The following is a 12163-nucleotide window of genomic DNA, read 5'->3' on the forward strand; positions in this document are numbered from 1 at the left end:
GCCCTTGGCGCTGCAATGAGAAAGTTAGTACAGATTTGTTTTGGGGTGTTAAAGCACCAAAGCGAATACCGATCTCAAGCAATTTAAATGAGTGTTTGAAGTCGGTATGGAGAGATGGTATCTACATAGGGCTTACAACTGCCACCATAAACTTTTCAGCTTGCCTTTTGTAGGTCGGACTTTAGTCCGTCAACCGCAAGGCAGCCACAAAAAACAATAACCTATGCCACTACAATCTTATAAAAAAACAATAAAATATCTCACAGGGAGGAAAGAATGAGAACAGCAGGAGGAAACAACAAACGCTTTTAAATATCTAAAGGCCCTACCTCATTCCCTTCTCATTGTTTCCTCCCTGTAAAAAAAATAAAATCTGATGGACTAAAGTCCAACCTACATAGGGCCTACAACTGCCACCATAAACTTTTCAGCTTGCCTTTTGTAGGTCGGACTTTAGTCCGTCAACCGCAAGGCAGCCACAAAACATAATAACCTACGCCACTACAATCCATGTAAAAAACAATAAAATATCTCACAGGGAGGAAAGAATGAGAACAACAGGAGGTAAACACCAAAACATAAAATACTTTTTAAATACCTAAGGCCCTACCTCATTCACTTCTCATTGTTTCCTCCCTGTAAAAAATAATAAAAATATCACAGGGAGAAGTGAATGAGGACTGCATGAGGAAACACAAAAACATAAAACGCTTGTAAATATCTAAAGCCCCACCTCATTCCTTCCTCATTGTTTCCTCCCTGTAAAAAATAACAAAATATCTCACAGGGAGAAATGAATGAGGACTGCAGGAGGAAACACAAAAAAATAAAATACTTTTAAATATTTAAAGCCCTACCTCATTCCCTTCTCATTGTTTCCTCCCTGTAAAAAAATAAAACCATATCTCAGAGTTACCTGGTCACATTGCCCACCGTTACTTTAAAAACTCATTAAAAATCAAATCCATATTATCTAAAGAAAAGCACCTTATATCGACACTGTAGCCCTTCTTTTTCAGCTTAGTTAATGCAAGATCCACCTTTACTTCAAACTTCCCTGCTTCGTAATTTTTTGACTGGCGCTTAACTTCAACCATCAGAATTTTTTTATCAATATCATTTACCGCAATAATATCTATTTCGTTATGTCCTTTACTATCCCAGTAACCACCAATAGCGTTATATTTTTTAGACTCAACAAGTAATGCTTTAAATAATGATTCAAGTTCAATGCCTGAAAAGGTTTTAAAATCTCTTGATATTACACTTCTAATATACTCAAAATTCTCCATTTCAACAGCACTACTGTTACTGTAGATAAATCGAAACCAAAAACGTAAAAAAGGGTCGGTTATACTGTACCTAACATCTCTAGAGTTTTCTTTAGATGTTAACGGACGTTTTTTTTCAATAACATCAAACACCTCTTCTAGCTCATTTAGTACGGTACCAACACCCATTTTTAGAAAATCTTCAATTCTTGCCCTTGTTGTGTTTCCTTTCGATATTTCCCCTAGCACACTAAAATATGTTCTGTGCTCTGAACCGAAATCTTCAACTAACCTATGCACCCCTTCTTTTATAAGCGGAGAGTATTCTGAAAGTAAACTGTTAAATACATTATCACTAGCTCCTTGCAGCCATTCAAGATATTTTGGGATCCCTCCTGATAAACACCACCACTGCAACATTTTTTCTGGTGAGTACTTGTTGGAATCAAGCATTATTTCTTTAATGTAAGAAGGGGCTAAAGGTTGAATTTTAAAAAAGTCATCATCGCGATTTAACAACGGCTCTTTTGAGCCTTTAAAAATTTTAATCATTAAACTATATATAGAGCCACAACATAAAAAATGCATCATTGACTTCGACTTACTTGAATCCCAAAGATTTTGAAGGTCAGAAAACAAACTAGCATTAATTTTAGCTATATCCTGAAACTCATCAACCACAACAGTAATGGGAGTAGTCATGGAGTAATGAAAAAGAAACTCAAAAATATCTCTCAATGAAGACGGTTTAAAAAATTTAACATCAAGTTGTACAGCGATAAGGTTTGCGAACTCTTCTACCAGCGCAGCCTCAGGTTTTCTACTGATAAACAAATATAAAAATTCACTATCAATAGTAGAGAATGCTTCTTTTAATAAACGTGTTTTCCCCACTCTTCTTCGACCAACAACTACACTTAATCTTCCTTTGGTCTGTTGAATATCTTGTGAAAGGGATCTTAGTCTTCTTAAGTGTTTTTCTCGATTATAAAATTTTTGCATTGAATATCCCCTTACCGCTTTAATAAGGTGCTATAGCGTTTATTACAACAACCCATCACCTAGTATCTGCTACTTCAATAAATAGTAACTTTTTAACGTAGAGATTACTACTGTAGTAAGCGCTACACTATTTTTGGGGGTAATATTAGAGCATTGAAAAATTGAAATAAACCTAGAGTTAGTGACCTGAAAAAATAAAACCTGATGGACTAAAGTCCAACCTACAAAGGGCCTACAGCCAACACCATAAACTTTACAGTTTGCTTTTTGTAGGTCGGACTTTAGTCCGTCAACCGCAAGGCAGCCACAAAACATAATAACCTATGCCACTACAATCCATGCAAAAAAACAACAAAATATCACAGGGAGAAGTGAATGAGGACTGCAGGAGGAAACACCAAAACATAAAACGCTGTTAAAGATCTAAAGCCCACCTCATTCCTTCCTCATTGTTTCCTCCCTGTAAAAAAATAACAAAATATCACAGGAAGAATTGAATGAGGACTGCAGGAGGAAACACTAAAACATAAAACGCTGTTAAAGATCTAAAGCCCCACCTCATTCACTTCTCATTGTTTCCTCCCTGTAAAAAAATAACAAAATATCACAGGAAGAAGTGAATGAGAACTGCAGGAGGAAACACTAAAACATAAACGCTGTTAAAGATCTAAAGCCCTACCTCATTCACTTCTCATTCTTTCCTCCCTGTAAAAAATAAAAAAATATCACAGGGAGAAATGAATGAGGACTGCAGGAGGAAACACTAAAACATAAAACGCTGTTAAAGATCTAAAGCCCCCCTCATTCCTCATTGTTTCATCCCTGTAAAAAAATAAAAAAATATCACAGGGAGAAATGAATGAGGACTGCTGGAGGAAACACTAAAACATAAAACGCTGTTAAAGATCTAAAGCCCCCCTCATTCCTCATTGTTTCATCCCTGTAAAAAAATAACAAAATATCACAGGGAGAAATGAATGAGGACTGCTGGAGGAAACACTAAAACATAAAACGCTGTTAAAGATCTAAAGCCCCCCCCCTCATTCCTCATTGTTTCATCCCTGTAAAAAAATAAAAAAATATCACAGGGAGAAATGAATGAGGACTGCTGGAGGAAACACTAAAACATAAAACGCTGTTAAAGATCTAAAGCCCCCCTCATTCCTCATTGTTTCATCCCTGTAAAAAAATAACAAAATATCACAGGGAGAAATGAATGAGGACTGCTGGAGGAAACACTAAAAAATAAAATACTTTAAATTTCAAAGTCCTACCTCATTACCTTCTCATTCTTTCCTCCCTGTAAAAAAAATAAAAATAATTCACAAAAAATAAGGAAGGATAACCACTAAGATCAAGAAGACAAATTAAACCTTCGCAAACCATCCGTTAACTTTTTAACATTAAAATTAATTAGCAAACCTTTGTTTATACCAGTTAATTTCATATAAGTTAACAATTGTGCTGAGTACACCGGAATAAGCTTATCAACTGATTTAAGTTCTATTATTAATTCATTAGGTAACAATATATCTAAACGATAACCCGCTTCAATATTAATATCCTTATAACAGATAGGCAAAACGACTTGAGAATATGCAGTAATATTATTCGAATGCAACTCATATATCAGACACTTCTCATAAGTTGACTCTAAAAGCCCAGGGCCTAACTGCTTATGCACTTCAATAGCGCAACCGATAACCTCACCCGTAAAATCCATTTCAACACCCCTAATCCTTCAAAGCTATCAAATAAAAAACTCATTCCTTCCTCATTGTTTCCTCCCTGTAAAAAAACAACAAAATTATTCACAGGAAGAAGTGAATGAGGACTACAGGAGGAAACACCAACAAATGAAGTGCTTGTAAATACCTAAAGCCCTACCTCATTCCCTTCTCATTGTTTCCTCCCTGTAAAAAAACAACAAAATTATTCACAGGAAGAAGTGAATGAGAACAGCAGGAGGAAACACCAAAAAATGAAGTGCTTGTAAATACCTAAAGCCCTACCTCATTCCCTCCTCATTGTTTCCTCCCTGTAAAAAATAATAAAAAAATTCACAGAAAAAATGGATAAGAACGACAGATTAAAAAGCCACCTCAGCTTTTTATTTCATCAGCTCAGTTAAATAAGTTCTAAAGTCATCAGCCAATTCAGGGTGGCGCAAACCATACTCAACATTCGCCTTCATATAACCTAACTTAGAACCGCAATCATGTGACTTACCTGTCATATGAAATGCTTCAACGGTTTCTTTTTCCATCAACATCGCAATAGCATCAGTTAATTGAATTTCGTCACCAGCACCCGGAGGGGTAAGTTTTAACAAATCCCAAATTTTTTCAGACAATACATAACGACCAACCACAGCTAAGTTTGACGGCGCGTCTTCAACGGCTGGTTTTTCAACAATAGCCGTCATAGTTTTTGACTCACCTGGGGTAAGTTCAACACCGCCACAATCAACCACACCATAACTACTAACTTGCTCCATGGGCACAGGCTCAACCATAATCTGGCTGTAACCACCCACTTCGTTGTAACGAGTTAACATAGCGGCTAAATTTTCAGTTTTTAAATCCGCCGTAGCATCATCTAAAATAACATCGGGTAACACCACTACAAACGGCTCATTGCCAATAATAGGGCGAGCCTTTAATACCGCATGACCCAAACCTTTTGCTTCACCTTGGCGCACATGCAATATAGTCACATCTTTCGGGCAAATCGCCTGAATTTCATCAAGCAACTGACGCTTAACACGCTTTTCTAACGTAGTTTCAAGTTCAAAAGACTTATCAAAATGATTTTCAATCGCATTTTTAGAAGAATGTGTAACCAACACAATCTCTTTAATACCGGCAGCAATACATTCATTAACAATATATTGAATCAGTGGCTTATCAACAATCGGTAACATTTCTTTTGGAATGGCTTTTGTCGCTGGCAACATCCGTGTACCTAAACCGGCTACAGGTATTACCGCTTTTTTGATTCTATTTGGCATTTTTGTCCTTAATATACTTTATTTTTAACTTATTCTAAGCTTTGACGATTTCAGAGGCAAAATATTAATTGTTAATTTCAGTTTATTACTTTTTAAATTTTTTATAGTCGAACTATAGCGACATCTACAAAATTCATTACTGTTAAAAAGTAAATATTAATCTGAACCGAAAAGATCTCGTGTATAAACTTTATCTTTAACGTCTTGTATTTCATCTACCATTCTATTGGATACAATAACATCACAAGATTTTTTAAACTCAGCTAAATTTTTAATAACTTTAGAGTGAAAAAACTCATCATCATCAAGTGCAGGCTCATATACAACCACCTCAATACCTTTGCCTTTCAATCGTTTCATAATGCCTTGAATAGCAGATGCTCTAAAGTTGTCTGAACCTGATTTCATAATAAGGCGATATATACCAACACGATTTGGGTTTCGCTTAATTATTGAATCGGCGATAAAGTCTTTTCTTGTCGTATTTGCATCAACAATTGCGCGAATAATGTTGTTAGGTACATCATTATAATTGGCTAATAATTGCTTGGTATCTTTGGGTAAGCAATAGCCGCCATAGCCGAATGATGGATTATTATAATGTGAACCAATGCGAGGGTCTAACCCGACACCTTCAATAATATGCTTAGCATCTAAACCATGTGCCTCAGCGTAACTATCGAGTTCATTAAAATAGGCAACACGCATTGCAAGGTAGGTGTTTGAAAATAGCTTGACCGCCTCTGCTTCTGTTGAATCTGTAAACAGTACCTCAATATCTTTTTTAATCGCACCTTGCACTAATAAGTTCGCAAATGCCTTTGCTCGCTCACTTTGTTCACCAACAATAATACGAGAAGGGTAAAGGTTATCGTGCAATGCTTTACCTTCACGTAAAAATTCAGGCGAAAACATTATATTGTCACACCCAAGTTCTTTTTTGATGCTCTCGGTGTAACCAACTGGCACAGTAGATTTAATAATCATTACTGCATTAGGGTTGACCGACAAAACATCTTTTATAACCGCTTCAACGGAAGATGTATTAAAGTAATTGGTTTCTACATCATAATCTGTTGGTGTTGCAATAATTACAAAATCAGCATCACTATAGGCTGACTTTTTATCGAGTGTGGCTGTAAAATCTATAGATTTATTGACCAAAAAATCTTCAATTTCTACATCAACAATAGGTGATTTTTTTTGATTTAATAGAGTGACTTTTTCTTTAATTATATCAATGGCGACAACTTCATTGTGCTGCGCCAATAACATTGCGTTAGATAAACCTACGTAGCCTGTTCCTGCAATAGCTATTTTCATTTAACCCCCCTTTAATAAACTATATTCGTTTTAATAGTACTAACCATAGGTAATAGGCTAGTCTCCATTGGCGCTTTATTCTTGTAGGCTGCTTATATAATCTATAAAACCATTCTAACCCCATATTACAAAAAATTTTGGGCGCTCGCTTCACATTCCCTGTATAGACATCATAGGTGCCACCAACCCCCATAAAAATCGCTTGGACACCAGCATTTTTACATTTAAAAATAATTTCTTCTTGCTTTGGCGAGCCCATAGCTATGGTAACAACCCGAGCTTTACTCAAAATAATCTGGTCAATTAACGCATCATCATCTCTAAAAAAACCGTTTTGAACCCCAACTAAATTTACCTTATATTCTTTCTGTAACTGTTCTGCGGTTTTTTGAATAACATCTTCGGTAGAGCCAACCAAAAATACAGGTTCATTTCTCTGTCCCGATTCAGCCATTAATGACTGCCACAATTCACACCCTGGTAACCGAGGCAGCGCTTGTCTGGATCGCCACTCCATAACTTTAACAACCCCAATACCATCAGGAAATCGAATGTCGCTTTGTTCGATTATATTAGCGATAACATCAGATTCAAGCGACACTAATATTTTTTCTGGATTTATTGCAATAGCAACTGATGAGCCAGTGTTGGCTAAACGATGAAACATCTCATCAATAACTTCACGCTGAGAGTGAAATATACCAACATCAACATTTCCTATGGTAATATATTTATCCTTCATTTTTGTCTCCTGCATTACAAAAATCAATTATTTTCTTACTTACGTACTCAGCATCGAAATCACCCTTGACATGCTCCTTACCTGCTTTACCTAAGATAAACTGATGTTCGGCACAATACTTTATTGCCTCACACAACGTTTCAGGGTGATCATCAACGACCAGTTTTCCAGCTACACCATCGGGTACTACATCAGGGATAGCTTGAAAGTTCAATGCTACAACGGGGAGCCCGGCAGCCATAGCTTCGATAAAGCCCATGCCGAATGAATCATATTTTGATGGTAAGCAAAACACATCGTGAGAGCGTAGTAATGCTTTTTTGTTATCGTAATCTACCCAACCCACAAACTTAATGCGACTTTGTAAACCATTGGCATGAACTTGAGCGGTTAAGTGTGACATTAAGGGACCATCGCCCGCGATAGTAAGAGTATAATGTTCGGGTAAGTGTAAAAAAGTATCAATAACGGTTTCAAACCCTTTTCCTTTGACTAACCTCGCCATAGACAGCACCCGTACCTTACAATTAGTGGTATCGTTTTTTTTAATTGGCTCAAAAGACATCGCCTTCAAACCGTCATCAAGTGGATTAGGTACAACAAGTATTTTATGCTCCATTAATGGGAAGGCTTGGATTACTTGTTCTCTCCACCAAGGGGTTAACACAATCAAACCATCCGCCATAGTAAATAACCACTTCAAGAAGAAGCGTTTAAATGGACTTTGCAAATAGTTATACAAGGTTGGGGAATGTAAATGTAAATAAATACGGCTTCCACGGCTTTTTGCTAACACACTTAATATCGCTTTGCGAAGCATAGACAACCAAGGCCCACAATGAAACCAAGTCGCGTCTCCTTTTTTACACTCGGTGTACAAAACTCGGCAACTTTCAAAAAAGGGCAATAGACGAATACCTGTTTCATGAGAAGTAACTAACTTTATTTGGCACTTTTTCATTTCAATAGAGTTTACATAACCAATAAGAGCAGTGCTGATACCGCCTTTACCGCTACCAATACGGGTACTTACAATAAATAATTTACTCATACCTTAATTATTTCCGACACTTTATATGACAAGCGGGGTTACCCGCTACAATTTCATAAGGAGATACATCTTTAGTCACGACACTTCCCGCACCTATTATTGCCCCATCACCTACATTCACACCTGGTAAAATGATACTTCGTTGCCCTATCCAAACATCACTTCCAATAGTCACCGGCTTAGGCTCAGCGTTTCCTTGTAATCTTATTGGTGTATCAGTATCAATAAAGTTATGGCTAACCGAAAATATAATGACATCGGGAGCCATCATCACATTAGCACCAATTACCGAATCATTAGCGACTTGGCACCGCTCACCAATACTCGAAAAATCACCAATTCTTATGCCTGTTCCACTCCCAAAATACGCACCTTTGTTAATGTTGACCTCGCTTCCGCACTCATGAAAAATTTCGCTACAAACAAACCTACGCATGATCACGGATAGTCGACCAAATAATATCGCTTCATTTCTTGGGAGAAAACGACATACACCATAATATATCGATAAAAACAATATTTTAACCATATAGCAACCTCTTATATGTGTAGATAATATCTTTAAATATTATGTAGGAAACGTGTACAAAAACTGAAGCTAAGCTAGACTTAAATTCAATAAATTTTTCTGCTGTGTAGCAAAACTGGTCATAACTAGAGCTATTACATAAAAAGGAAAGTTGAGCTATATGCAGCTGATGGTACATAGGGTTTGAATAAGTTGCATGGTTACGAAAAGTTGGCTCATCTAATGAGTAAGCTGACCACCCCCCAAAAAGAGTGTAACGATCAAGTAACTTTGTTAGTGTTCCCATATGTTCGTCTAGCATTGGTTGATAACTTGAGTCAATAAGCGATAATTCATATATGCCAATTATCGAATATAGATAGCCATTTAACACATGAATATTCTGTTGTTCAAACGGATATTCTTCAATTATATTTCCATATTCATTGATGGATAGTACTCCCCCGTCAGCGATAGAAGTTGTCATCGGGTAAATAGCTTTTTTAGCGGCATCTAAATAAACATCATCACCAAAAATATAGTAACCTCGAATTAAAGCTGAAATCCCCAGACCTTGTGATAAACCTGATACCCACGGAGCTTTGTTGGTACGTTTAGATATTTTGTTGTCAAAGTTAATATACCATCTTCCTTGTGCATCTTGATTATCAACTAACCAACCAAGGTTCAAACGCAAAAAGTCTCGATATTGATAGCTCTCTTTTTGTTCTGAATAATACTTTCCCTCATGAATTATCATCAACGCTATATTAACGGGATTATACTGTTTTCCACGCACACTGGTCAGGTTGGTGATTTTGTCATAATTGGTAACATAAACACCATTCTCATCAACACTAGCTAATCTATTTTCTCTATGAATGTCATCGTAATGCCATTTAATAGGATAAATAAGAGGTTCACTTTCGTGTTGTTTATTAACAGTATATCTAATGGTTTTATTTAATTCATACGCTCGGAAACAAGTTGATATAAAGTAGAATAAAATAACAGCAACTATACACTTAATAATCAATTTCATATTAGTTACTCTCTTTAGGTTGCATATATTTGATACCGTCATGGGTAAACTTACCCTTCATTAAAAAATTTGAGGCCGCCCAAGATAAAGACAACAAGCCCGATGTCCAAACATGCCCAGCAAAAAAAGCGAAAAATAACAACAGTGAATTGGCTACTAATAGCGCTGGAGAATAAAAAGAATTGCTAAGTTTCCAGAACGGATACAGTACACTCACGAATGCTGTCAAGCTAAATAATACAGCAAGAGGTAGTCCAAAATACATTGCGACATCAAAAGGGTCGATTTCAATATATGTTCTGCCAACAGCGTCAAGTAAGACAGCATGTCCACTTCCAAATAGTATTGAAGCTATAGTTGCATCAGTACTTAAGTAATCAATGTACACTTTCAAAAACTCCTCGCGCCCGGAGAAAATCACCCCCAACAAACCATCCTTTTCAAAAAAATAAATAGCACGTTTTAGCACCCCGAACTGTGAGTAATCAGCAACTAGATAGACTCCTAACAAGGCAATAATAATTGTAAAGAAGGATAAATACCATAACTTCAAATAGGTAAAACGAAACATATTCTCCCTTTCTGAGGCAATAGGTATTAAAATAGGTATCAGTAGCGCACCAATCAACGCAGATTTTGTCGCAATAGAAACCCCACACCCAATAACTACTAGTGAATAAAGTAAATAAGTAAATAATTTCTTATCTGTCCACACTTTGAATAACTTAACAGAAGTCAATAAAATGAATACCGCACTCAACTCATTTCCGGCCTGAAAAAAACCTTTGAAGCCAAGCCCTGTGGTTGGGTATGTATTGTAGCCGAGACCAAAATATCCTAAATAAACTGTAATTATCACAAAGTAAAATGAAACGTTAAGGCATAACTCAGTATTTTTTATAAATCGTTGCAAATTTTTGTGCGACGATATGTCACAGAAAAAAATAAATACAGTAAGCATTAAGTATTTTATTGCGAGTGGTATATCGTGAGTTGTAATTAAATATCTTCCTTCTATTGCTAAGAAAAAAGGAGACAAAAACAAAAAAAACATGAGTGCTAATAAGCCAATAGAGATTTTACGATTACACTTAAATATATAAATCAATGCTAATAGTAGAATCGTGCCTTTGTACAGAATAGAAAGTTTAATATCTACATTCAACGAGGTAACTAAAAAACCATTAATCGAGTCAACCAAAAGATATGGAATAACCATAATCCAGATAACAGTTTCTAAATCCTTCGTAAACTTAATCATTTTGGTTAAAAAGAGCCTTGGTGGTATTTTTTAACCTATAAATCAATAACTTAATAAGCAACAGTAGTTGTCTAGGCACAAGTAAAACTAACAAAACCTTAGACCAAAAACTCTTGTTAGTGTACAAAAAAACAACAGGATTAAACAAAATCGACATTGCGGTTAAACGCTTCCCCGAATAAATCATATATTGACAAATACGCGACACTAAAAATGAGTTAGCTGCTCTCTTAGACAGTAAATACTTTACTTTATTATGCCAATATACAGCGGGTTGGTAATCAAATGAGTTACTGATCCTTCCTGCCTGATCATCATCGTACATGTATACAAGTACTTCTGGAATAAAAAACGAAGTCGCCTTAATTAATTCTAATGACAACACAAAATCATAATCTTGAAATCTAACTAAATTTTCATCAAATTGAATTTTATCAAATACCGAGCGCTTAAGAAATAATGTAGACGTTTGGATAGAGCCATTTCTAACCAATAAATAATCTGAGTAAGTTTCATTAGCCTTTCGTGGAAATAAGGGCACAATTCCTTTTTGCACACCAATCTTTTGCACTTGGGAATAGACGAAATCTACATCATTTTCAGACAATGTACGCAAGCACACTTCTATTTTAGAAGTACACCAGTTGTCATCTGAATCTAACAAGGCAATATATTCGCCCTTTGCTCTTGCAATTCCAGTATTTCTTGCGGCACTACCGTGAAGATTAGTTTTATGACGTATATAAGTTAAATCAACATTACTGTATTGCTTTAAGACTTCTTGTAATTCCAAAGAATCGCAAGAGCAATCATCAACAAGTATAATTTCTATATTTGCATAATTTTGTGCAATTACACTATCTAAGGCTCTACTTATAATATGCGCCCGATTATAAACCGGAATCACCACACTAACTAATGGCTGAGTACCTAATGTCAAAATTAGTTCCTTC

The 12163-nt window shown here is 36.0% G+C and carries 9 protein-coding genes and 1 pseudogene; all 10 read right to left on the minus strand.

What is annotated here, in order from left to right:
- Positions 1-935: 935 nt before the first annotated feature.
- Positions 936-2273 (minus strand): ATP-binding protein, encoded by a 1338-nt coding sequence (locus ESZ39_RS13180; RefSeq protein ID WP_146880364.1) that lies wholly within the window; start codon positions 2271-2273, stop codon positions 936-938.
- A 1354-nt stretch (positions 2274-3627) separates the two neighbouring features.
- On the minus strand, positions 3628-3996 hold the full coding sequence (locus ESZ39_RS13185) for a GxxExxY protein (protein ID WP_146880366.1): 369 nt from the start codon (positions 3994-3996) through the stop codon (positions 3628-3630).
- A gap of 387 nt (positions 3997-4383) precedes the next feature.
- Positions 4384-5283, minus strand: a complete 900-nt coding sequence (galU, locus tag ESZ39_RS13190) for a UTP--glucose-1-phosphate uridylyltransferase GalU (RefSeq protein ID WP_146880368.1) — start codon at positions 5281-5283, stop codon at positions 4384-4386.
- Positions 5284-5439: 156 nt separating this feature from the next.
- Positions 5440-6606: a nucleotide sugar dehydrogenase gene (locus ESZ39_RS13195; RefSeq protein ID WP_146880369.1), complete on the minus strand. Its 1167-nt coding sequence runs from the start codon at positions 6604-6606 to the stop codon at positions 5440-5442.
- A gap of 19 nt (positions 6607-6625) precedes the next feature.
- Positions 6626-7348: a WecB/TagA/CpsF family glycosyltransferase gene (locus tag ESZ39_RS13200; protein ID WP_191321793.1), complete on the minus strand. Its 723-nt coding sequence runs from the start codon at positions 7346-7348 to the stop codon at positions 6626-6628.
- Positions 7338-8399 carry a glycosyltransferase family 4 protein gene (locus ESZ39_RS13205; RefSeq protein ID WP_146880372.1) on the minus strand — a complete coding sequence of 354 codons (1062 nt, stop codon included), beginning with the start codon at positions 8397-8399 and terminating at the stop codon, positions 7338-7340. Before ESZ39_RS13205 ends, ESZ39_RS13200 begins: the two co-directional genes overlap by 11 nt.
- 13 nt (positions 8400-8412) lie before the next feature.
- Positions 8413-8568: pseudogene (locus tag ESZ39_RS18405) on the minus strand (DapH/DapD/GlmU-related protein); the annotation flags it as partial.
- A gap of 352 nt (positions 8569-8920) precedes the next feature.
- Complete coding sequence (locus ESZ39_RS13215; protein ID WP_191321794.1) at positions 8921-9949, minus strand: D-glucuronyl C5-epimerase family protein; 1029 nt, start codon at positions 9947-9949, stop codon at positions 8921-8923.
- A gap of 1 nt (position 9950) precedes the next feature.
- Positions 9951-11210, minus strand: coding sequence for an O-antigen ligase family protein (locus ESZ39_RS13220; protein ID WP_146880375.1), 1260 nt, complete (start codon positions 11208-11210; stop codon positions 9951-9953).
- Complete coding sequence (locus tag ESZ39_RS13225; RefSeq protein ID WP_191321795.1) at positions 11203-12150, minus strand: glycosyltransferase family 2 protein; 948 nt, start codon at positions 12148-12150, stop codon at positions 11203-11205. Before ESZ39_RS13225 ends, ESZ39_RS13220 begins: the two co-directional genes overlap by 8 nt.
- Positions 12151-12163 lie beyond the last annotated feature (13 nt).

Origin of the sequence: Colwellia sp. C1TZA3, from assembly GCF_007954265.1 — a bacterium.
Classification (GTDB): Bacteria; Pseudomonadota; Gammaproteobacteria; order Enterobacterales; family Alteromonadaceae; genus Cognaticolwellia.

Excerpts from the sequence above, each read along its gene's own strand:
- ESZ39_RS13180 (WP_146880364.1), bottom strand. The coding sequence starts at position 2,273 with ATGCAAAAATTTTATAATCGAGAAAAACACTTAAGAAGACTAAGATCC.
- ESZ39_RS13185 (WP_146880366.1), bottom strand. The coding sequence starts at position 3,996 with ATGGATTTTACGGGTGAGGTTATCGGTTGCGCTATTGAAGTGCATAAG.
- galU (WP_146880368.1), bottom strand. The coding sequence starts at position 5,283 with ATGCCAAATAGAATCAAAAAAGCGGTAATACCTGTAGCCGGTTTAGGT.
- ESZ39_RS13195 (WP_146880369.1), bottom strand. The coding sequence starts at position 6,606 with ATGAAAATAGCTATTGCAGGAACAGGCTACGTAGGTTTATCTAACGCA.
- ESZ39_RS13200 (WP_191321793.1), bottom strand. The coding sequence starts at position 7,348 with ATGAAGGATAAATATATTACCATAGGAAATGTTGATGTTGGTATATTT.
- ESZ39_RS13205 (WP_146880372.1), bottom strand. The coding sequence starts at position 8,399 with ATGAGTAAATTATTTATTGTAAGTACCCGTATTGGTAGCGGTAAAGGC.
- ESZ39_RS13215 (WP_191321794.1), bottom strand. The coding sequence starts at position 9,949 with ATGAAATTGATTATTAAGTGTATAGTTGCTGTTATTTTATTCTACTTT.
- ESZ39_RS13220 (WP_146880375.1), bottom strand. The coding sequence starts at position 11,210 with ATGATTAAGTTTACGAAGGATTTAGAAACTGTTATCTGGATTATGGTT.